This is a genomic window from Pseudoxanthomonas taiwanensis, assembly GCF_010093135.1.
GTDB lineage: Bacteria > Pseudomonadota > Gammaproteobacteria > Xanthomonadales > Xanthomonadaceae > Pseudoxanthomonas > Pseudoxanthomonas taiwanensis.
In genome coordinates this window covers 1-20,823 of record NZ_PDWK01000017.1, presented here as the reverse complement: position 1 = coordinate 20,823, position 20,823 = coordinate 1, and the positions used below count along the sequence as shown (strand labels likewise).

The 20,823-nt window shown below is 68.3% G+C and carries 19 protein-coding genes and 1 pseudogene; 18 read left to right on the top strand and 2 right to left on the bottom strand.

Annotated elements, in window-relative coordinates:
- Window positions 1-6: 6 nt before the first annotated feature.
- Together CR938_RS04980 and CR938_RS04975 are read right to left on the bottom strand one after the other, a co-directional pair.
- Complete coding sequence (locus tag CR938_RS04980; RefSeq protein WP_162123938.1) at window positions 7-246, bottom strand: hypothetical protein; 240 nt, start codon at window positions 244-246, stop codon at window positions 7-9.
- Complete coding sequence (locus CR938_RS04975) at window positions 216-1,454, bottom strand: hypothetical protein (protein ID WP_162123937.1); 1,239 nt, start codon at window positions 1,452-1,454, stop codon at window positions 216-218. The genes CR938_RS04980 and CR938_RS04975 overlap by 31 nt, the downstream gene beginning before the upstream one ends.
- 291 nt (window positions 1,455-1,745) lie before the next feature.
- Here CR938_RS04975 and CR938_RS04970 point away from each other — a divergent pair, with 291 nt between their 5' ends.
- From CR938_RS04970 to CR938_RS04885, 18 genes and pseudogenes are all read left to right on the top strand, one after another.
- The gene (locus CR938_RS04970) at window positions 1,746-2,165 is read left to right on the top strand and encodes a CopL family metal-binding regulatory protein (RefSeq protein WP_162123936.1); all 420 of its coding nucleotides are present in this window, start codon (window positions 1,746-1,748) and stop codon (window positions 2,163-2,165) included.
- 104 nt (window positions 2,166-2,269) lie between these two features.
- Window positions 2,270-4,072: a copper resistance system multicopper oxidase gene (locus CR938_RS04965; protein WP_162123935.1), complete on the top strand. Its 1,803-nt coding sequence runs from the start codon at window positions 2,270-2,272 to the stop codon at window positions 4,070-4,072.
- 5 nt (window positions 4,073-4,077) lie between these two features.
- Entirely contained in the window at window positions 4,078-5,256 is a 1,179-nt protein-coding gene (locus CR938_RS04960; RefSeq protein ID WP_162123934.1) for a copper resistance protein B, read from the top strand.
- Between the two features lie 291 nt (window positions 5,257-5,547).
- Entirely contained in the window at window positions 5,548-6,039 is a 492-nt protein-coding gene (locus tag CR938_RS04955) for a c-type cytochrome (RefSeq protein ID WP_343038570.1), read from the top strand.
- A complete protein-coding gene (locus CR938_RS04950) occupies window positions 6,023-6,568 on the top strand; it encodes a nuclear transport factor 2 family protein (RefSeq protein WP_246190980.1) in 546 nt (181 codons plus the stop codon). Before CR938_RS04955 ends, CR938_RS04950 begins: the two co-directional genes overlap by 17 nt.
- 14 nt (window positions 6,569-6,582) lie before the next feature.
- Window positions 6,583-7,107 carry a DUF411 domain-containing protein gene (locus CR938_RS04945; protein ID WP_246190979.1) on the top strand — a complete coding sequence of 175 codons (525 nt, stop codon included), beginning with the start codon at window positions 6,583-6,585 and terminating at the stop codon, window positions 7,105-7,107.
- A gap of 70 nt (window positions 7,108-7,177) precedes the next feature.
- Window positions 7,178-7,528, top strand: a complete 351-nt coding sequence (locus CR938_RS04940) for a four-helix bundle copper-binding protein (protein ID WP_024889951.1) — start codon at window positions 7,178-7,180, stop codon at window positions 7,526-7,528.
- A 163-nt stretch (window positions 7,529-7,691) separates the two neighbouring features.
- Window positions 7,692-8,075, top strand: coding sequence for a copper homeostasis periplasmic binding protein CopC (copC, locus tag CR938_RS04935; RefSeq protein ID WP_024889950.1), 384 nt, complete (start codon window positions 7,692-7,694; stop codon window positions 8,073-8,075).
- A 10-nt stretch (window positions 8,076-8,085) separates the two neighbouring features.
- The gene (copD, locus tag CR938_RS04930; protein ID WP_162123933.1) at window positions 8,086-9,015 is read left to right on the top strand and encodes a copper homeostasis membrane protein CopD; all 930 of its coding nucleotides are present in this window, start codon (window positions 8,086-8,088) and stop codon (window positions 9,013-9,015) included.
- Window positions 9,016-9,147: 132 nt separating this feature from the next.
- Entirely contained in the window at window positions 9,148-9,546 is a 399-nt protein-coding gene (locus CR938_RS04925) for a heavy metal-responsive transcriptional regulator (protein ID WP_024889948.1), read from the top strand.
- Window positions 9,543-11,996, top strand: coding sequence for a heavy metal translocating P-type ATPase (locus CR938_RS04920; RefSeq protein WP_281350226.1), 2,454 nt, complete (start codon window positions 9,543-9,545; stop codon window positions 11,994-11,996). The genes CR938_RS04925 and CR938_RS04920 overlap by 4 nt, the downstream gene beginning before the upstream one ends.
- 44 nt (window positions 11,997-12,040) lie before the next feature.
- Window positions 12,041-12,463 (top strand): hypothetical protein, encoded by a 423-nt coding sequence (locus CR938_RS04915; protein WP_162123932.1) that lies wholly within the window; start codon window positions 12,041-12,043, stop codon window positions 12,461-12,463.
- Between the two features lie 129 nt (window positions 12,464-12,592).
- Window positions 12,593-13,915: a TolC family protein gene (locus tag CR938_RS04910; protein ID WP_246190978.1), complete on the top strand. Its 1,323-nt coding sequence runs from the start codon at window positions 12,593-12,595 to the stop codon at window positions 13,913-13,915.
- Window positions 13,912-15,459, top strand: a complete 1,548-nt coding sequence (locus CR938_RS04905; protein WP_162123931.1) for an efflux RND transporter periplasmic adaptor subunit — start codon at window positions 13,912-13,914, stop codon at window positions 15,457-15,459. The genes CR938_RS04910 and CR938_RS04905 overlap by 4 nt, the downstream gene beginning before the upstream one ends.
- Before the next feature lies 1 nt (window position 15,460).
- Window positions 15,461-18,604: pseudogene (locus tag CR938_RS04900) on the top strand (efflux RND transporter permease subunit).
- Between the two features lie 70 nt (window positions 18,605-18,674).
- A complete protein-coding gene (locus tag CR938_RS04895; RefSeq protein WP_162123930.1) occupies window positions 18,675-19,877 on the top strand; it encodes a hypothetical protein in 1,203 nt (400 codons plus the stop codon).
- Window positions 19,878-19,888: 11 nt separating this feature from the next.
- Window positions 19,889-20,176 carry a cytochrome c gene (locus tag CR938_RS04890; RefSeq protein WP_162123929.1) on the top strand — a complete coding sequence of 96 codons (288 nt, stop codon included), beginning with the start codon at window positions 19,889-19,891 and terminating at the stop codon, window positions 20,174-20,176.
- A gap of 1 nt (window position 20,177) precedes the next feature.
- Complete coding sequence (locus tag CR938_RS04885; protein ID WP_162123928.1) at window positions 20,178-20,516, top strand: c-type cytochrome; 339 nt, start codon at window positions 20,178-20,180, stop codon at window positions 20,514-20,516.
- Window positions 20,517-20,823: the final 307 nt, after the last annotated feature.

The following is a 20,823-nucleotide window of genomic DNA, read 5'->3' as shown; positions in this document are numbered from 1 at the left end:
GGCGCGTCACCGCGCCTGGCCGGCCGTCTCCTCCGCGGCCTCGCCGCCGTGGTAGCCGAAGCCGAAGCCGCGCAGCGCGTGCACCCGGATGCCCTCGAACAGCGGATAGCCAAGCTTCTGGCCATGGATGGTGCCGCGCACCGGCAGCGACAGCCACGCCGGCAGGCGCTGCTCCAGCTTGCGGTACAGCGCGTTGCCCGTCACCGGCGAGGCCATCAGCCAGGCGCACAGCAGGATGCCCAGCACCGGCGTGGCCAGGGTGATGCCGGCGAACAGCCCGGGGGTGCGGAACAGCGGTAGCCGCGGAACAGCGCCAGCGTGTACAGGCCGAACTTGGCGATGTGGGCCAGCGCGCCGTACAGCGAGAACACCAGGGCGATGAACGGCACCAGCAGGGCGCGGCGGGCGTCGCGCCCGGCCTGCACATCGCCTTCCAGGGCCAGCTGGCGCGCGGTCTGGCATTCGGCCTCGCGGTCGTAGACCTCGCGCTTGAACGCCGCCGCGTCACGCCCGGCGCGGCCGGCGTCGAAGGATTCGATGCAGGTGTAGCCCAGCACGCGCAGCAGCGGCGCCTGGTGCTCCGGCTCGGTGTACAGGCTGTTGACGTGGTCCGGCAGCGCCCCCCCGCGCAGTCCGGGGATGTGCTCGCCCACGGCCTGCCGCAGGCGGGTGCGCGCGTCCTCCAGTGGCCAGCGGCTGGCGGCGGCGATGAAGCCGGCACGGTCGGCCGGGTGCCAGTCATGCGGCACCGGCACGCCGTTGCCGCGTACCTGGCTGCGGATGCTGGCGTGGTAGCGGCGCGGCGGCGCGTCCGGGGTCAGGGCGCGCCGCCGCCGCCTCTTCCGGTACTGCTGCCACCCCCCGCCGGCCTTGGCCTGGATCTGCGCGCGGGCCTGGTCGAAGGGCTGGTACAGCGCCGCCAGGGAGCCGTACAGGTCGACGTAGTGCCGCATGCGTTCGTTGGGGTCGCCCATGGCGCTGACCACCAGCTTGCGCGTGACCTCCCCGCGCAGCGCCGGGTCGAAATCGGCCTCGACCCGCTCACCCAGGCCCGAGCCCAGCAGCGGGAACACGGCCAGGAACGCCTTGCCGTCCGGCCCGGACATCCGCGCCCGGTCCACGTCCAGGCCTTCCAGCTCCACCAGGTTGCGATGCAGGCCGTTCTGCAGCAGCACCAGGTGCTGGGCCGAACGCAGCTGGGCCGGCGTGCCGCGCGCCACCAGCCAGCGCACCAGCGCCTCCTGGGCCACGTACACCGCCACCATCACCAGCAGCGTGCGCAGCAGCAGCACGAACCAGGCGCGCAGCCGACCACGGGTGCCGTCGTACAGGCGGCGGATCCAGCCCGGCCAGAGGAACAGCGCGGCGGCGAAGCCGGAGATGCCGCGGCCCCACAGCTCGATCGCGTCGATCTCCTCCAGCGTGGCGCCGCCGCCGGTGTGTACGGAAGGCATCCGAGGACCGATGGACGCCGCCATCGCGCGTCCATTGGGTTTGGCTTGCTGGTGGCCACACGGGCGCCGGTGCTCTATCCATCGTGTGGTGCGTGACCGCCTCGGTCATCGCGGCATCGTTAAGCTGGTAGCCGCTGGGACTGCGGTGACCAGGTGTTGGATGCATGGAAGGCGGAACACACAAGCGGCCCATACTCGCAGCGGCACTTCCCATCCGGAACCATTGAGTCTGCACCGGCGCGTTGCCGGTGTATTCATCTGCCGTTTACATGGGTCCGTATAATCGGGCGCATGCCTCTGCGCGCACTCCTGATGCGGTTGTTCCTGATCGTAGCCTTGCTGGCTAACGGTCCGGGCATCGCTGGTGCGTCCATGCACATGACGGAGCACCTGAGCAACTCCCCGGGTGACGCCGCCCACGTGACAGCGACGCAGACAGCGGCCGACTGCCACGGGGCCGGAGTGATCGCTCCGGTGACCGACGACCACCATCATCCGCAGGCCGCTGATCACACCGGGACAGCACCACCGTTGGGCGACTGTTGTGAGACGGGCAATTGTGGTGCCTGCATGCACCACTGTTGTTCAGCGGCAATCGCCGGGTCGGCACTCGCCGACTTCACCATCCGGGACCGGCACACCGCCGAACCGTTCCTGTCGGTGCACGCGTCCGCTGCACTGACCAATCTTTGCCGACCTCCGATCGGCTAGGTGTCCCTGCGCGCCTTCCGAGGCGCTGATGGATCCTGTCCGCTGCTCCGCACCGACAGGGAAACGCTCGCCTCGCGAGCCCTCGTCACTCTCCCGGAGTTCCCATGTCATCCGATTCTTTCGGCCGTGCCGAGGGGCTGTCTTCCCCGTCGCGCCGCCGCTTCGTCCAGGGCCTTGCTGTTGGCGGGGCCGTCGCAACCTTGGGCCTGTGGCCCCGTTCCAGCTGGGCCGTCAAGGCCGAAGGCGTCCCCAATGTGCTCTCGGGCACCGAATTCGACCTGACCATCGGCGAGACGCCGATGAACTTCACCGGTGCCACGCGCCCTGCGATCACGGTCAACGGATCGATCCCAGCGCCCCTACTGCGCTGGCGCGAGGGCACCACGGTCACCCTGCGGGTCCGCAATGCCCTGCCCCCCGGCTCGATCCATGGCGACCAGACATCGATCCACTGGCACGGCATCCTGCTGCCGGCGAACATGGACGGCGTACCCGGACTCAGCTTCAACGGCATCAACCGCGGCGAGACCTACCAGTACCGCTTCAACGTCGTACAGGGCGGCACCTACTGGTACCACAGCCACTCCGGTTTCCAGGAGCAGGCCGGCCTCTACGGGCCGCTGGTGATCGAGCCGCTGGAGCCCGAGCCCTTCGCCTATGACCGCGATTACGTGGTCATGCTCAGCGACTGGACCGACCTCGACCCGGCGCGGTTGTTCGAGCGCCTGAAGAAGCGCTCCGACTACGACAACTACTACAAGCGCACCGTCGGCGACTTCCTCGACGACGTGCGCACGCAGGGCCTGCGCGCGACTTTGGCCGACCGCGGCATGTGGGGCCGCATGCGCATGACGCCGACCGACCTGTCGGACGTCAACGGCAACACCTACACCTACCTCATGAACGGCATGACCTCGCTCGGCAACTGGACCGGGCTGTTCCGGTCGGGCGAGAAGGTCCGCCTCCGCTTCATCAACGGCTCCGCGATGACGTACTTCGACGTGCGGATCCCGGGGCTGAAGATGACCGTGGTCGCCGCCGACGGCCAGTACGTGCATCCGGTGACGGTGGACGAGTTCCGCATCGCCGTGGCCGAGACCTTCGACGTGATCGTCGAACCGGCCGGGCAGGATGCGTTCACCATCTTCGCGCAGGACAGCGGCCGTACCGGCTACGTCAGCGGCACGCTCGCCGTCCGGGAAGGCTTGCGAGCGCCGGTGCCCGCGGTCGACCCGCGCCCGATCCTGACCATGGCCGACATGGGCCACGGCGGGATGGACCATGGCGGCGGCCACGCCGCGATGGATCGCGCCGCGCACGGCGCCGCCGCGCAGCCCGATCCGCATGCCGGCCACGCCGCGCACCGCGGGCAAGGGCAGGGGATGCAGACGCATCCGGCCAGCGAGGCGGGTAATCCGCTGGTGGACATGCAGGCGATGACGGCGCAGCCGCGCCTGTCCGATCCGGGCGTCGGCCTGCGCGACAACGGCCGCCGCGTGCTGACCTATGCCGACCTGCGGAGCACGTTCCGCGATCCCGACGGACGTGAACCCGGCCGCACGGTCGAGCTGCACCTGACCGGCCACATGGAGCGCTTCGCCTGGTCCTTTGACGGAGTGAAGTTCGCTGACGCGGAGCCCCTGCGGCTGAACTATGGCGAGCGCATGCGGATCGTGCTGGTCAACGACACGATGATGTCGCACCCGATCCACCTCCACGGCCTGTGGAGCGACCTCGAGGATGAATCCGGCAACTTCATGGTGCGCAAGCACACCATCGACATGCCGCCAGGCACCAAGCGCAGCTACCGGGTGCGCGCCGATGCGCTCGGTCGCTGGGCCTACCACTGCCACCTGCTCTACCACATGGAAGCCGGCATGTTCCGCGAAGTGCGGGTGGAGGAATGAACGCCATGACACTTTCGCGCCGCCACCCCCTGGCCATCGGCCTTGCCTCCGCACTGTCTCTCGCAGCTGCTTTCGCGCCGGCGTGGGCGCAGGAGACGGACCACGCCTCGCACCATCCGGCAGCGAAGCCGACTGCCGCACAGTCGCAGGCCAAGCCGGTTGACCCACGCCCCAGCGACCATGCGCACCACGCAACCCCGTCAAAGCCACCGGCGGAACCGATGGAACATGGAACGCAGGATCACGGATCCATGGACCACGGAAACATGGACCACGGAAACATGGACCACGGCGCCATGAAACAGGGGGCGGCGGACCCTGCCGGCAGCGATCACTCCACGATGGACCATTCCTCGATGGATCACTCTGGAATGGATGGATCGAACATGGACCACTCGGGCATGGACCACGCTTCCATGGGCCACCAGGCAGTTGCCAGCCAGGATCTCCCGGCCACGGCCGAAGCACACGAGCCTATTCCTGTCGTCACGCCGGCCGATCGGGCCGCGGCGTTCCCGGACCTCGATGCGCACGTAATGCACGGCGAATCGATCAACTCCTACTGGTCGCTTGACCGGCTTGAGGCCTGGGACGCGGATGAGGACGGCACCGGCATGGCCTGGGAAGCGAAAGCCTGGGTCGGCTCCGACTTGAACCGGCTCTGGCTCCGCAGCGAGGGCGAGCGTGCGGGCGGATCCACCGAGTCGGCGGATGTGGAAGTCCTGTACGGTCGGGCCATCGCCCCCTGGTGGGACGCGGTCGCCGGTGTCCGCCATGACTTCGGTTTCGACGGCGGTCCATCGCGCACCTATGCCGCGCTTGGTGTCATTGGTCTTGCCCCGTACAAGTTCGAAGTCGAAGCGACCGCCTACGTGGGCGAGTCCGGCCAGGTCGGGCTTGGGGCGGAAGCCGAATACGAAATGCTGTTCACCAACCGGTTGATCGGCCAGTGGCTGATCGAGGGCGAAGCCTGGAGCAAGGACGATCCGGCGGTTGGAATCGGCAGCGGACTGAGCAAGGTCGAAGCCGGTTTCCGCCTGCGCTACGAGTTCCATCGGCAGTTCGCTCCCTATGTCGGCGTCGTCTGGGAGCGTGCCTACGGCGGAACCGCAGACTTCCGTCGCGCGGAGTCCGGTGATGTCGACGACACCCGTATCGTGGCGGGCGTGAGGATCTGGTTCTGACCGGAGTACTCGTATGCAACCGAAGACTCGCAAGCGTCTCTGGCTGATCGGGGTTCCGCTGGTTGTCGTGGCCGGTACGGCGGGCTTCATCTGGGGCGGCGTGTACAACGTCGCCGCCGATGACATGCACACGAAGCCCGTGCATTTCCTGCTCGAAACCGCACGCGAGCGCTCCATCCTGGCGCGTGCGGAAGGTTGGACGTCCCGCCGGGCCTGGACGATCCAGCGAGAATCGTGCAGGGCGCGGGCAACTACGCAGCGATGTGCGCCGGGTGCCACCTGGCCCCGTCGATGGCCGAAACCGAGTTGAGCCAGGGCCTGTATCCCACGCCGCCGGACCTCAGTAAGCACAAGGTCGACGTGGCCAAAGCGTTCTGGGTGATCAAGCACGGGATCAAGGCCAGCGGCATGCCCGCCTGGGGCAAGAACATGAGCGACGAGTACATCTGGAACATGGCCGCGTTCCTGCAGGTGCTGCCTACGCTCGACGCGACTGCGTACAAGGAGCTGGTCGACAGCAGCGAAGGCCATTCGCATGGCGGCGGCGAGACGCAAGGCCACCATGACGACGAAACGGCCGAGGACCCCGTTGCCCCCTCCGAGCCGGGCAACAACTCCATGCCGCATGCGCACCCGCTGGGTGTGGCCGATGATCACCACGGCCCATCACCCGGCGACACGGAAGTCGGCTTGGTGGACCACCGCCATCCCGACGGCAAGGTGGAGTCGCACCCTGCACCACGCACGCCCGAGGCCGGTGACGGCCATGCACACACCCATTGATCTCCTTGGAGCCCGCGCGATGAACGCAACAGCAATCTCCTTCACCCTGGCGCTGGCACTGGCCGTCGTGTCCCCCGCAATGGCGCAGGCGACACCGTCGCATGCACATCACCCCGCTGCTGCGGCAGCGGCGGACGTAGACGTGCCGGCCGCCGCGAAGGCTGCCGTCGACGTGGCGGAGCGCTTCAACGCCGCCCTGTCCAGCGGCGACCTGGCCACGGTCGAAGCCCTGCTCGCTGCCGACGTTCTCATCCTCGAGTCCGGAGGTGCAGAACGCAGCCGCGAGGAATACATGGGCCATCACGCAGTCAGCGATGCGGCGTTCCTCAAGGGCGCCCATCGCCAGCTGCTCCGTCAGCGTGCACGAACCGCTGGCGAGTTCGCGTGGGTCGGAACCGAAAGCGAGCTGCACGCCCAGCAGGACGGCCAGCCACTGACCGTCCAGAGCACCGAAACGATGGTGCTGAAGCAGACCGCCGACGGCTGGCGGATCGTCCACATCCACTGGTCCTCGCGGACCAGGCGCTGAGCGGAGAACCGGAAATGAAAGCCTGCAGATTGAACCGACTGGCGTGGGCGGCTTTTGCGGTCGCCGGCCTGGGTGCCTGCACCCAGGCGGATACACCCGCGCAATCCACCATCGCACCCGCTGCACAGGTCGTCTCTGAAACAGCCGACGCCACTCCCGCTGCCCTGCCACGCATGACCGTCCACAAGACTCCGACCTGCGGGTGTTGCGGTAGCTGGGTCGACCACGTGCAGAAGGCGGGCTTCACCGTGGATGTGCACGACATGGATGACCTGGGTCCGGTCAAGGAGCGCCTGGGTGTCCCCTATGCAAAGGGCTCCTGCCACACGGCCGAGATCGGCGGATACCTCATCGAAGGCCACGTTCCGGCCGAGGACATCAAGCGCCTCCTCGAAGAAAAGCCGGACGCACGCGGCCTGGTCCTGCCGGGAATGCCGCTCGGCTCGCCGGGCATGGAGGTCCCTGCCGGGCGACAACAGCCGTACACGGTCGAGCTGGTCCGTCACGACGGAACCACTGAACCGTTCGCACAGCACTGATCCGGTGCAGGAACAGGGGGCGGTGTTGCGGGCGCGCCGATTCTCGTCCGCGAGGAAGAAGGAGAACCACATGACCCACCATTCCGCGGCACACCGGTCCCAGGCCATGAACGAGTGCATCGACAACTGCACGCAGTGTCATGAGATCTGCCTGGAGACCATCAACTATTGCCTGACCAAAGGAGGTGCCCACGCGGCCCCGGAGCACATCGCACTCCTTGCGACGTGTGCCGATATCTGCGCAACCAGTGCCGACGCGATGCTGCGCGGTGCCAGCGTTCACGACGTGGTTTGCGGTGCCTGCGCGGAGGTCTGCCGCCAGTGCGCCGATGCATGCGACGCCATGAACGACCCGGAGATGGCGCGCTGCGCCGAAGTTTGTCGCCGTTGCGCGGAAAGCTGCAGCGCCATGGCGGCTTGACGCGTCGAGGATCCCGCCTGAGCAGGCGGGATCCTCATCTCAAATATCAAAAGCCGACCAACCGTGTTTTCGGTGACAGCCCGACATCCAACGCATGTCGGGTCCAACACAGCACGGCCCCCAACGGGGCTTAGCATCACATTCGCAATGAGGATTTATCCCTATGAAATCATCAAACGTCCTTCGCTCCTTCGCGCTCGTCCTCGCGATTGCGGCTGGGCAGTTCTCCCTGCAGATCGCGCACGCCCACGCCGCGCTGCAGCAGTCCACACCGGCGGCAAATGCGGTGGTGGCCTCGCCAGACCAGATCGATCTCGTATTCAACGAAACATTGATTCCGCGGGCGTCGCGTCTCAAGTTGCTCATGAAGCACGGCAGTTCCACCATGCCGATCGAGAATTTCACGACCGAGATCGTCAACAACGGCAAGACCCTGCGTGCCAAGTTGCCCCAGCCGCTGGCTCCGGGCGTCTATACCGTGGAATACCGCGCAGTCGGTGGCGACAACCACCCCATGACGGGCAGTTTCAGCTTCACGGTGCGCTGAGGAGCCACAAATGCTCGACCTGTCGGCTTATGCAGTGAGGTTCCTGGAATACCTAGTCCTCATGGTGCTTTTCGGGGTCCCATTGCTCGGGTGGTACGGTTCGCGTCGAGCGGCACTCACCGATGCCCTGGCCGGATGGCCACTTATGGGCATTCTATTGGCAAGTGCCGCTGTCGGTATCGTGCTCACCGGCGCCGATGTGGTCTTCAAGACCGCGGGCATCATGGGGATGCCGCTTGCCGACGTTGATCGCGCATCGCTTGGCTGGTATCTGCTCGAGACGTCCGTGGGCCGGGCAGCGATGGCGAGAGGCGCGCTGCTGCTCGCCCTGATGTTTGTGCTTGGATGGCATCGTCGCCGCGGGAAGGTGGAGCCCGCCTTCCCGCTGGCGGTGACGCTGGCGGGCGGCGCACTCGCTTCTCTGGCATGGAACGGCCACGCGGCCGCTGGTGAGGGCGTGGCAGGCGCGGTCCGGCTTGCTGCGGGCCTTGTCCATCTTCTTGCGGCAGGCGGCTGGATCGCAGCGGTCCTGATGTTCCTGGGGATGCTCCTGCGCGGCAAGGAGGCCTCCGGCAGCGGGCGTCTGCGATCAACGCATGACTTTCTGCATGGATTTTCGACGCTGGGAACGATTTTCGTTGCTGCGCTCGTCGTGTCCGGCATCGTGCACTACGGGGATCTCACCGCGTGGTCGTTGTCGGCTCTGTTTCAGAGCACCTACGGGAAGTTGCTGCTGTTCAAACTGGCTCTGTTCGGCGGAATGCTGGGCCTAGGGGCGCTGCACCGATGGACGCTGGTGCCGCGCCTGGGACGGGCGCTGACCAGCGGAGATCCCGCGCAGGAGGTGCGGGCTTTGCGGCAGAGTGTTACGGCTGAGGCCGCGCTGGCCATCTTGATCCTGGTTGTTGTTTCAGTGCTCGGGACGCTCAGTCCTGTGTAGCGGTTGCAATCCATACGGCAGCTCGAGGCTGGCACCGAAGGCAACGGGCATCAGCGCGAGGGCCACCACCACTTGACTCTGGACCATGGTCAAGGGCACACACTCGGAATCTGGTCTAGCGGAGCGCCCACCATGCAGATAGGTCAACTCGCCAAGCGGACACACGTGCCCATCGACACGATCCGCTACTACGAGAGCCACGGCATCCTGCCCGCCCCTGCCCGTCGCAATTCGGGATATCGATCCTACGGCGACGCCGACGTGGCGCGCCTGCATTTCGTGCGTCGCGCCAAGGCGCTCGGCTTCACGCTGCGCGAGATCAGCGAGCTGCTGCAGCTCTCCGGGCGGTCTGGCGAGGACATGGCGGCGGTGCGCGCGTCGGCGGCGGCACGCCTCGCCGACGTCGAGCGCAAGCTGGATGAACTCACACGCATTCGCGATGGGCTACGCCAACTGGTCACTGCCTGCCCGGGTCACGGCGGCATCCAGGACTGCCCGATCCTGGGTGCCTTGTCGAAGGAAGACGCATGAACACGCACACACATCAGCAGGCACACGGACATGGCGGCAGCACTGCCGGGCACGCGCCTGAAGGCGGTCCGCCCTCCGCGCCTCCCGGAACGGTGAAGGATCCGGTCTGCGGCATGAACGTCGATCCGAAGACCTCGCCCCACCACGCCGTAAACGCCGGCACGACGTACCACTTCTGCTCGGCCGGTTGCCGCACGAAGTTCGTTGCCGACCCCGGGAAGTACCTCGCACCTGGGCCGATCGAGCCCGCGGCCGCGGTTCCGGGCGCCATGTACATCTGCCCGATGCATCCCGAAGTCCGCCAGGACCACCCCGGTACCTGCCCGCTCTGCGGCATGGCTCTGGAACCGGAGATGCCCGGGCTTGACGACGAGGAGAACCCGGAGCTCGTCGACTTCAGTCGGCGCTTCTGGTGGACGCTTCCGCTGACGGTGGTGACGCTCGTGCTGGCCATGTTCGGCCAGTACCTCCCGCGTATCGTGCTGGGCGGCGTGCAGATCCTGCCGCTGTCGATCGACCTGCAAACCTGGGTCGAGCTGGTCCTGACCACACCGGTCGTGCTGTGGGCCGGCTGGCCGTTCTTCGAGCGCTGCGTGCAGTCGATCCGCAACCGCAGCCCGAACATGTTCACCCTCATCGGGATTGGCGTTGCGGCCGCCTTTGGCTACAGCCTGGTCGCCACGCTGGCACCCGGCTTGTTCCCGCCGTCGTTTACCGAGCACGGGCGCGTCGGTGTGTATTACGAGGCGGCAGCGGTAATCGTATCGTTGACGCTCCTGGGCCAGATGCTGGAGCTGCGGGCACGTTCGAACACCTCCGCGGCGATCAAGGGCCTGCTCGGTCTCGCGCCCAAGGAAGCACGGCGGGGCAACCCCGACGGTACCGAGGAAGACATTCCGCTGACCCACGTGCATGTCGGCGATCACCTGCGCGTGCGTCCTGGCGAGAAGGTGCCGGTGGATGGCGAAGTGGTCGAGGGCCGCTCCAGCGTCGACGAATCGATGCTCACCGGCGAGCCGATCCCGGTCGAGAAGACCGCGGGCGACCAGGTCATCGGCGGGACCCAGAACGGCACTGGCGCACTGGTGATCCGCGCCGCCAAGGTGGGTTCCGATACGGTGCTGTCGCAGATCGTGCAGCTGGTCGCGCAGGCGCAGCGCTCCCGCGCGCCGATGCAGCGGATGGCTGATACCGTCGCCTACTGGTTCGTGCTCGCAGTGCTGGCGATCGCGGTGGCCACCTTCTTCATCTGGGGCTTCTTCGGCCCGGACCCGGCCTGGACCTTTGCCATCCTGAACGCGGTCTCGGTGCTGATCATCGCCTGCCCCTGCGCGCTGGGCCTGGCGACGCCGATGTCGATCATGGTCGCTACGGGCAAGGCGGCGCAGGTGGGCGTGCTGTTCCGCGATGCCGAAGCCATCGAGCATATGCGCCGCATCGACACCCTGATCGTCGACAAGACCGGCACGCTCACCGAAGGGCGCCCGGCCTTCAAGGAAGTCGTGGCCTTCGAGGGCTTCGACGCCGACCAGGTGCTGCGCCTGGCGGCCAGCCTGGACCAGGGCAGCGAGCATCCGCTGGCCGATGCCATCGTGGCCGAGGCCCGACGCCGGAACTTCGAGTTCGACCGCGTGGAGGACTTCGACTCGGTGACCGGCATGGGTGTGCGCGGAACCGTAGCGGGTCACGCGCTTGCGTTGGGCAATACCGCACTCATGGATGATATGGGCGCCGATCCCGGTGCGCATCTCGACGTCGCCGAGCGTCTGCGCCGCGAGGGTGCTAGCGTCATGTTCCTCGCCGTGGACGGTCGCTTGGCGGGTCTGATCGCGGTCGCAGACCCGATCAAGGCGTCGGCCGCGACCGCCATCAATGAGCTGCACGCCGCCGGGCTGCGCATCATCATGGCCACCGGTGACGGGCTCACCACCGCACGGGCCGTAGCCACCGAGCTAGGCCTGGACGAAGTGCATGGCGAGGTCCGCCCCGAGGACAAGGCCGAACTGGTGCAGCGCCTCAAGGGCGAAGGCCGGCGGGTGGCGATGGCCGGCGACGGCATCAACGATGCTCCCGCGCTGGCCGCCGCCGACGTCGGCATCGCCATGGGCACGGGCACCGACGTCGCGATGTCCAGCGCCCAGATCACCCTGGTCAAGGGCGACCTGCGCGGCATCCTGCGCGCCCGCAAGATCTCCCAGGCCACCGTGGCCAACATGAAGCAGAACCTCACCTTCGCGTTCCTGTACAACGCGCTTGGGGTGCCGGTCGCGGCCGGGGTGCTCTACCCCGCGTTCGGGATCCTGCTGAGTCCGATGGTCGCGGCGCTGGCAATGAGCTTGAGTTCGGTATCGGTGGTGGCCAATGCACTTCGCCTGGCCAAGTCGGCCGCCGTACCGCCCTCGCCGACGGCACCCGTGCGGGACCGTACCTTGGGCCTCGCCAGGGATTGACTTGAGTCAATTGCATCGGTCCTGGTAAGAGATAAGCTCAGGTCATGATCCGCATCCGCCATCGGAATTGGTTCCAGCGCACCGCCCTCCTCGCGATGGCGGCGCTGCTCTGGTCCCAGTTCGCGCTGGCAGGCCACGGCGAGTGCCTGGATCTCCCAGGCACGCCGGCGGCGTTTGTCGCTGCCGCCACCGACACCCGACACGACCATGGCCACGGCTGCGATGCCGAGCTCCCCTCGGCGAGCAAGGCACTGTGCGACGCGCACTGCACCGCGGGTGACATCTCGGCGGACAGTGGGCGCATCCCTTCGATTCCGCCGCTCCTTGTCGGAGCATGGCTCTCCTGGTTCGCAGTCGCCGAGATCGGGGATGGTGCGCGGGGCGTCACGTCCACATGGGTGGATTCGCCACCCAGGCCCGCCTGGCACCGACCTACCGCCCATCCCGCGGCGCTCCTGCTGATCTGATGCCCGGACGCTGACTGCTCCGCACCTCTGTGCGGCGCGGTCCTGTGCGTTCGCGCCGTGGCTGCGTCACGGCATGTGTTCCTGCCCTCGTCCGAGCGACCTGCGTCGCGTCGGCCCAAGGACACTGATATGGCATCCCTGTTCGACCCGATGCAGGCCAGGCGCCTGCACCCTTACCCGCTGTTCCGCCGTCGGCCACTGCTCCGGCACCTGCTTGCCTGCGTGTTCGCCGGCGGCTTGTGGACGCTGGCGCTGCCCGCGACCGCCACCGAACCCATCCCGGGGCACAGCCTCGAGTCGATCCGCACCTGGGTTCTGGAACACAACCCCGAGCTGCGGGCCATGGACTTCGAAACCCAGGCCGCCGAAGCGAGGATCCTTCCCGCAGGTGCCCTGCCCGATCCGATGGCCTCGGTTGGATTCCGCGGCCTCGATCCGGACAAGCCCTGGCGCACCGCCGGTGCCGAGCGCGAGGTGAACTACGCGCTGCGCCAGCGCTTCCCGCTCTGGGGCAAGCGTTCGCTGGCCCGCGAGGTCGCCACCCATGAGGCCGAGGCGATGCGGCTGGAGCGCGAAGCCACCGCGCGCACGCTGCTCGCCGAGGCCGAAGCCGCCTACGTCCGCTACTGGCACGCCGACCAGGCGGTGGCGGTGCTCGACCGCCGCATCGCCCTGCTCCGCCAGGTCGAGGAAATAGCCGGCGTGCGCTACGCCCTGGGTCGCGCGGCGCAGCAGGATGCCATCCGCGCCCAGGTCGAGCAGACCAGCCTACAGCGCGAGCGGATCGAACGCCTCGCCGTCAAGCAGGAGGCCGCCGCCACGTTGAACGCGGTGCTGGGCCGCCGCGCCGACGCGCCGCTGGCGACCCCTGATGAGGCGCCGCGACTGTTCGTTCGCAGCGCCTCGCTCGCCGAGGCGCTGGACGGCGCTGATGCGCATCCGGCGGTACGGTCGCAGCAGGCCCGCGCCGAGGCCGCCCGTACGAACGTGGTGCTGGAGCGTCGCAACCGGTTTCCCGACATCACCGTGGGCGTGGGCGCGATGCAGCTCGGCAACGGTATCGAGAGCACCGAACTGATGCTCGAGGTCGAGATCCCGTTCCAGCAGCGCGCCCGCCGCGAACGCGAGCGCGAATCGCGCCTGCTCGAAGAAGCAGCGCTCGCCCGCAGGGACGCCACGCTGCGGGCCGTGGAGGAACGCGGCGCCTCCGCCTGGTCGCAATGGACCAGCGCACGCGAACGTCGCGAGCTGATCGAGAACACGCTGCTGCCGCAGGCCGACGCCAACTTCCGCTCCGCGCTGGCGAGCTACCAGGTGGGCGAAGTCGATTTCGGCACGCTGCTGGAAGCACTGGACGCCTGGCAAGGCGCCGACCTCGCCCGCGTGGATGCCCTGCGCGACGAACTGCTGGGCGCCGCCGCCGTGCGCGCCCTCGAAGGAGACACCCGATGACCCGCTTCCGGACCCTGGTCCTCGCCCTGTCCGTGGCCGCCGCGGCGCTCGCCGTCGGCTGGCTCGCCGGCCGCGCCTCGCGCGAGCAGGCCGCCGCGCCGGCGCAGGCCGACACCGGCCGCCCCACGCGCAAGGTTCTCTACTACCGCAACCCGATGGGCCTGCCGGACACCTCGCCGGTGCCGAAGAAGGACCCGATGGGAATGGACTACATCCCCGTCTACGAAGGCGAGGAGGCCACCGCGCCCGGCACCGTCGTGCTGACGCCGGAGAAGGTGCAGACGCTCGGTGTGCGCACGGCGGTGGTGGAACGCGCGCCGCTGGCCGCAGGCATTCGCGCCAGCGCCACGCTGGAGATCGACGAGACCCGGCAGTACGCGATCGCACCGCGTTTCGAAGGCTGGATCGAGCGCCTGTACGCCGACCAGACCGGCATGCGCGTGCGCCGCGGCCAGCCGCTGATGCGCGTGTACAGCCCGGAGCTGATGGCGGCGCAGCAGGAGTACCGCGTCGCCGATGCGGCGGCGCGCAAGCTCGCGCAGAGCGATCCGGTCAGCGCCGCCTCGATGACGCGCCTGCGCGATGCGGCGGTGGCCCGCCTGCGCAACTGGCAGATCGCCCCGCGCCAGCTCGGACAGGGCGACGGCGGCTTCGTGCTGACCTCGCCGGCGGACGCGGTGGTGATCGAGAAGCCGGTCGTGCAGGGCGCGCGCTTCGAGCCGGGCGAGACCGTGCTGCGGCTGGCGGACCTGTCCACGGTGTGGGCGGTGGCGCACGTGCCAGCCGCGCAGGCGGCGGAGCTGCGGGTCGGACAGGCCGCGCGTTTCGAATCCACCACCCTGCCCGGCCGTCGCTTCGACGGCACGGTGACGTTCGTGCAGCCGGTGCTGGACACCGCCACGCGCACGGTGCAGGTGCGGGTGGCGCTGCCGAATCGGGACGGCGTGCTGCGTCCCGGCCTGTTCGGCGCGATCGTGCTGGAGCGCGACGACCCGACGCCGGTGCTGAGCGTGCCGCGCTCGGCGGTGCTCGACAGCGGACTGCGCCAGGTGGTGCTGGTCGAGCGCGCGCCCGGCCGGTTCGAGCCGCGCGAGGTGCGCACCGGGCGGCGCGCCGGCGATCGCGTCGAGATCCTGGACGGCGTGCGCGAAGGCGAACGCGTGGTGGTGGCGGCGAACTTCCTGATCGACGCCGAGAGCAACCTGCAGGCGGCGTTGCAGGGACTGGGCGCGCACGCCGGCCACGGTGGGTCCGCACCCGCCGCACAGGCGACCGCGCCCGCGGCGGTGGACCACGCCGGACATGGGCCGGCGATGCCACCGGTCGATACGAAGAAGGACACGCAGCCGGCCCCGGCCACGCCGCGACCGACGCCGCAGGCGCCCGCGCAGCCGCCGCCGGCGCCGGCCGACCCGCACGCGGGCCCCGCCCCGACCGCATCGCCCGATCCGCACGCCGGGCACGCCCCGCCCCCGCCATCCGATCCGCACGCCGGCCACGCGCCGGCAACCGACGGCACGCACGACGGCCAGGAGGACCGCTGACATGCTCGGCCGCATCATCGAGGGGTCGGTCCGCAACGTCTTCCTGATCGCGGTGATGACGCTGGCGGTGATCGCCGGCGGCGTCTACGCGCTGCTGCGCACTCCGCTGGACGCGCAGCCGGATCTGTCCGACGTGCAGGTGATCGTGTTCACCGAGTATCCGGGGCAGGCGCCGCAGGTGGTCGAGGATTAGGTCACCTACCCGCTCACCAGCGCGCTGCTGTCGGTGCCGAAGTCGAAGGTGGTGCGCGGTTTCTCGTTCTTCGGCGCCTCGTTCGTCTACGTGATCTTCGAGGACGGCACCGACCTCTACTGGGCGCGCTCGCGCGTGCTCGAATACCTCAACTTCGCCTCGAAGAACCTGCCGGCCGGCGTCACCCCGAGCCTCGGGCCGGATGCCACCGGCGTCGGCTGGGTCTACCAGTACGTGCTGCAGAGCGACCGCCACTCGCTGGACGAGCTGCGCGCGATGCAGGACTGGTACGTGCGCTACCAGCTCGCCAAGGCGCCGGGCGTGGCGGAGATCGCCAGCGTCGGCGGTTTCGTGCGCCAGTATTCGGTCACCGTCGATCCGGCGCGCCTGCGCGAGTACGGCATCCCGCTGGCGCGCGTGTCGCAGGTGGTGCGCGAGAGCAACCGCGATGTCGGCGGCCGCGTGGTCGAGATGGCCGAGACCGAATACATGGTGCGCGGCCGCGGCTACCTGCGTGGCGTGGAGGATATCGAGAACCTGGTGCTGAAGGCGGAGGGCGGCGCGCCGGTGCGCGTCGGCGACGTCGCCCACGTCGAACTGGTGCCGGACGAGCGCCGCGGCCTGGCCGAGCTCGACGGCGAAGGCGAGACGGTCGCCGGCATCGCGGTGGCGCGCTACGGCGAAAACGCGCTGGCGGTGATCCACGGCCTGAAGGAGAAGCTGGCCGAGATCCGCGGCGGCCTGCCCGCCGGCGTCAGCCTGCGCACGGTGTACGACCGCTCCGAGCTGATCCAGCGCGCGATTGCGACCCTGCGCACCACGCTGATCGAGGAGAGCCTGATCGTCGCCCTGGTCTGCCTGGTATTCCTGTTCCACGCCCGCAGCGCGCTGGTGGCGATCGTGATGCTGCCGGTCGGCGTGCTGATCGCGTTCATCGCCATGCGCGTGCTCGGACTCAACAGCAACATCATGAGCCTGGGCGGCATCGCCATCGCCATCGGCGCGATGGTGGACGCGGCGATCGTGATGATCGAGAACGCGCACAAGCACATCGAGCGCGACGACGGCACGCGCAGCCGCGCGCAACTGATCATCGACGCCTGCCGCGAGGTCGGCCCGGCGCTGTTCTTCAGCCTGATGATCATCACCGTCTCGTTCCTGCCGGTGTTCGCGCTGGAGGCGCAGGAAGGACGGCTGTTCCGGCCGCTGGCGTTCACCAAGACCTTCGCGATGGCCGGCGGCGCGCTGCTGTCGATCACGCTGGTGCCGGTGCTGATGCTGCTGTTCGTGCGCGGCCGGATCGTGCCGGAGGCGAAGAACCCGGTGAACCGCGTGCTGATCGCCGGCTACCGCCCGGTGATCAACGCGGTGCTGCGCCACAGGCTCGCCACCCTCGTGCTGGCGGTGGTCGCGCTGCTGGCCACGCTGTGGCCGGCATCGCGCCTGGGCAGCGAGTTCATGCCGACGCTCAACGAAGGCACCCTGCTCTACATGCCGGCCTCGCTGCCGGCGATGTCGGCGACCAAGGCGGCGGAACTGCTGCAACAGCAGAACCGCATCATCAGGAGCTTCCCCGAGGTCGAATCGGTGTTCGGCAAGGCCGGACGCGCCAACACCGCCACCGACCCCGCGCCGCTGGAGATGTTCGAGACCGTCATCAACCTCAAGCCCGAATCCGAATGGCGCGAGGGGATGACGGTGGACAAACTGATCGCCGAAATGGACCGCGCGCTGAGTTTCCCCGGCGTCGCCAACTCCTGGACCATGCCGATCAAGGCGCGCACCGACATGCTGGCCACCGGCATCCGCACGCCGGTCGGCATCAAGGTGTTCGGCCGCGACCTGGCGCAGATGGAGACGCTGGCGCGGCAGATCGAGGCGGCGGTGCGCAAGGTGCCGGGCACCACCAGCGCCTACGCCGAGCGGCTCACCGGCGGCTACTACCTCGACGTCGAACCCGACCGCGCGCGGCTGGCGCAGTACGGCGTCACGCCCGGCGAGCTGCAGGACGTGGTGGCGGCCGCGCTGGGCGGCGAGATGGTGACCACGCTGGTGCAGGGACGCGAGCGCTTCGGGCTGATCGTGCGCTACCCGCGCGAGCTGCGCGACGATCCGCAGCGCATCGCCGACAACGTGCTGGTGCCGACCATGGACGGCGCGCAGGTGCCGCTGGGCGAACTGGCCACGGTGGTGGTGCGCAAGGGTGCGCCCAGCATCCGCACCGAGAACGCGATGCTGTCGGCCTACATCTACGTCGACACCCGCGAGAGCGACATCGGCCGCTACGTGCGCGCCGCGCAGCAGGCGGTGGCCGAGTCGGTGAAGTTCCCGCCCGGCACGTACGCCACCTGGAGCGGGCAGTACGAGTACATGCAGCGCGCCGCGGCGAAGATGCGGATCGTGGTGCCGGTGACGCTGGCGCTGATCTTCCTGCTGCTGTACCTCAACTTCCGGCGCGTCACCGAATCGCTGATCGTGATGCTGTCGGTGCCGTTCGCGCTGGTGGGCGGCGTCTGGCTGATGTGGGCGCTGGACTACAACCTCAGCGTGGCGGTGGCGGTCGGCTTCATCGCGCTGGCGGGCGTCGCCGCCGGGACCGGCGGGGGGATGCTGATCTACCTCGACCATGCGCTGCAGGCACGCGCCGAGGCCGCACGCCGCGAAGGCCGCGCGCTCGATGCCGCCGACCTGCAGGCGGCGATCGTCGAAGGCGCGGTCGAACGCGTGCGGCCGAAGATGATGACGGTGGTGGCGATCATGGCCGGCCTGCTGCCGATCATGTGGAGCACCGGCACCGGCTCGGAGGTGATGCGCCGCATCGCCGCGCCCATGGTGGGCGGGATGGTGTCCTCCACCGTGCTGACGCTGGTGGTGATCCCGGTGATCTACGCCCTGCTCAAGCAGAGGAATCTCGAACGCGAATCCCGTCGATCCCGTCCCGCTCCGGCGTAGACGCCTCCGACACTCCCGTCCTTCCGGCCGGGCCACGCAATGAGCGACAGACCATGTCAAAGGAGACATCATGAGAATGCACACACTTGCGGCGATCATCGCGGCCTCGCTGGCCGCAGCAATGGCACCTGCTCGAGCGGTCGAGGCATCTGCCGACAACGACTCCGGGGTGCAGGCTTCCGCAGCCCGGGACGAGGGGGTATCGGATCAGGGCGGCGCCGCGGACCAGGGCGCACAGGACGCCGCGTCGGCGGCGAACGTACGAGCCGGCGGAAGCGACCGGCCCGTGCTGTTCCACTTCGCCGGCTATGCCGATGTGACGTACGTGAACAGCCAGGACGACGATGCCCCATCCGTCCTCTACACCCTCGCGCCGATCCTCCACGTGCAACTGGGTGACCGGTTTTTCGTCGAGTCCGAGTTCGAGATGGAGGGAGACAACGGCGGCGAGCGCGAGACCGCGGTGGAATACGCCACGATCAATTGGCTGATCAACGACCAGGCCGCCCTTGTGGTCGGCAAGTTCCTGAGTCCCGCCGGATATTTCTTCCAGAACCTGCATCCGTCCTGGATCAACCGGCTGGCCTCGGTGCCGGCCGGGTTCGGACATGGCGGCGCCGCCCCGCTGACCGACGTCGGCGTGCAGCTTCGCGGCGGCCGGACCTTCGACAACGGTCAGCACATCAACTACGCCATCTATTACGCCAACGGCCCGCGACTTGGTCTGGAAGACATGGAGGGCCTCGACCTGGATGTCGAAGGAAGCACGCGCAATCCCGACGGCGAACGCGTCGTCGGCGGACGCCTGGGTTGGATGCCGGTGCCGAACCTGGAGCTCGGGGTTTCAGCAGTCAAAGGCAACGTCGTGCTGGATACGGGGGAGATGGCGATGGGACCGGAACCCTCGCGCAGTTATCGCGTCGAGGGAGTGGACGCCGTCTGGCGGCCGGTCAAGGCCCTGGAGCTGCGCGGAGAATGGATCAGACAGCAGGTGGGCGCAGCCGCGGCAAGCATCGCCCCCGATGGCGCGCGTTGGCGTGCCTGGTATGCGCAGGGCGTGTACCGCTTCGGCGCCGATCGATGGGAAGCGGTGCTGCGGTACGGGGATTCGGACTCCCCGCACGGTGAGTCCACCTTTACCCAGACCGCGATCGGCCTGAACTATCTCTACCGACCGCATCGCCAGGTGAAGCTCACCTGTGAGTTCAACGACAGCGACGACGCCGAGGCCAGCGCCGATCGGCTGCTCCTTCAACTGGCCTACGGATTCTGAGGAGAGCGGACATGCGTACATCTTCACTGCTGCTGCTCGCGGCCATGCTGTCCTTTTCCGCAGTCGCCACAGGCGGCGAGGAACCACAGCAACAGCCCCCCGCACAGCCCGACATGGCGGCCTTCGCGCGTGGCGCCAAGGCCTGGGCGGACAACTGCGCGCGCTGCCACAACATGCGAGACCCGAAGGATCTCAGCGACGACCAGTGGAAGGTCGTGACCACCCACATGCGCCTGCGCGCCGGCCTCGACGGCCGCGAGGTGCGCGACATCACCGTTTTCCTGCAAGGGAGCAACTGACATGACACGCACCCTGTTCCTCGCCGCCGCGCTGCTGGCGCTCGCCCCGCAAGCGGCCGACGCCGCGGATCCCAAGGCGCTCTACAACGCCACCTGCATCGCATGCCATGGTCCAAAAGCGGAAGGCGCGATTCCCGGCGTTCCGAATCTCGCCAAGAGCGGACGCCTGTCGCGGCCTGACGCCGAACTGGTGACCAACATCATGAACGGGTACCAGTCGAAGGGCTCGCCGCTGGCGATGCCCGCGAAGGGCGGCAATCCCAATCTCACGCCGGCCGATGCCAAGGCACTGGTGGAATACATGCGCAGCCTCACCGGAGCCAAGGCAGGCGGCAAGTAGCATCCAAGGCGCGTCCAGGTGCATGGAAGTTGATCGGGATCAGGCCCTGCTCATGTGGAACCTCTAGTGTGGGCCTGCAGTGCACCTGGACGCGTCCGCGGAGCTGTTCGGGATGACCACCTGCTACCCAAGCTGTCCGGAGGCATGTCATGAGCGGCAAGTCTTCTTCGCGTGCCACACGGGCACTTCGCATAACCCCATTTCCGAAGGCTGAACCGGCATGAGGGCGCTCGCGTCGTTCAGTTCGGGGTTCTCGGTGCCGCTCAGGCCCCGTCATCGCAGCCTTGGCGGGCGCCCGAGGCCCTGC

Excerpts from the sequence above, each read along its gene's own strand:
- CR938_RS04975 (WP_162123937.1), bottom strand. The coding sequence starts at position 1,454 with ATGCCTTCCGTACACACCGGCGGCGGCGCCACGCTGGAGGAGATCGAC.
- CR938_RS04970 (WP_162123936.1), top strand. The coding sequence starts at position 1,746 with ATGCCTCTGCGCGCACTCCTGATGCGGTTGTTCCTGATCGTAGCCTTG.
- CR938_RS04965 (WP_162123935.1), top strand. The coding sequence starts at position 2,270 with ATGTCATCCGATTCTTTCGGCCGTGCCGAGGGGCTGTCTTCCCCGTCG.
- CR938_RS04960 (WP_162123934.1), top strand. The coding sequence starts at position 4,078 with ATGACACTTTCGCGCCGCCACCCCCTGGCCATCGGCCTTGCCTCCGCA.
- CR938_RS04955 (WP_343038570.1), top strand. The coding sequence starts at position 5,548 with ATGGCCGAAACCGAGTTGAGCCAGGGCCTGTATCCCACGCCGCCGGAC.
- CR938_RS04950 (WP_246190980.1), top strand. The coding sequence starts at position 6,023 with ATGCACACACCCATTGATCTCCTTGGAGCCCGCGCGATGAACGCAACA.
- CR938_RS04945 (WP_246190979.1), top strand. The coding sequence starts at position 6,583 with ATGAAAGCCTGCAGATTGAACCGACTGGCGTGGGCGGCTTTTGCGGTC.
- CR938_RS04940 (WP_024889951.1), top strand. The coding sequence starts at position 7,178 with ATGACCCACCATTCCGCGGCACACCGGTCCCAGGCCATGAACGAGTGC.
- copC (WP_024889950.1), top strand. The coding sequence starts at position 7,692 with ATGAAATCATCAAACGTCCTTCGCTCCTTCGCGCTCGTCCTCGCGATT.
- copD (WP_162123933.1), top strand. The coding sequence starts at position 8,086 with ATGCTCGACCTGTCGGCTTATGCAGTGAGGTTCCTGGAATACCTAGTC.
- CR938_RS04925 (WP_024889948.1), top strand. The coding sequence starts at position 9,148 with ATGCAGATAGGTCAACTCGCCAAGCGGACACACGTGCCCATCGACACG.
- CR938_RS04920 (WP_281350226.1), top strand. The coding sequence starts at position 9,543 with ATGAACACGCACACACATCAGCAGGCACACGGACATGGCGGCAGCACT.
- CR938_RS04915 (WP_162123932.1), top strand. The coding sequence starts at position 12,041 with ATGATCCGCATCCGCCATCGGAATTGGTTCCAGCGCACCGCCCTCCTC.
- CR938_RS04910 (WP_246190978.1), top strand. The coding sequence starts at position 12,593 with ATGGCATCCCTGTTCGACCCGATGCAGGCCAGGCGCCTGCACCCTTAC.
- CR938_RS04905 (WP_162123931.1), top strand. The coding sequence starts at position 13,912 with ATGACCCGCTTCCGGACCCTGGTCCTCGCCCTGTCCGTGGCCGCCGCG.
- CR938_RS04895 (WP_162123930.1), top strand. The coding sequence starts at position 18,675 with ATGAGAATGCACACACTTGCGGCGATCATCGCGGCCTCGCTGGCCGCA.
- CR938_RS04890 (WP_162123929.1), top strand. The coding sequence starts at position 19,889 with ATGCGTACATCTTCACTGCTGCTGCTCGCGGCCATGCTGTCCTTTTCC.
- CR938_RS04885 (WP_162123928.1), top strand. The coding sequence starts at position 20,178 with ATGACACGCACCCTGTTCCTCGCCGCCGCGCTGCTGGCGCTCGCCCCG.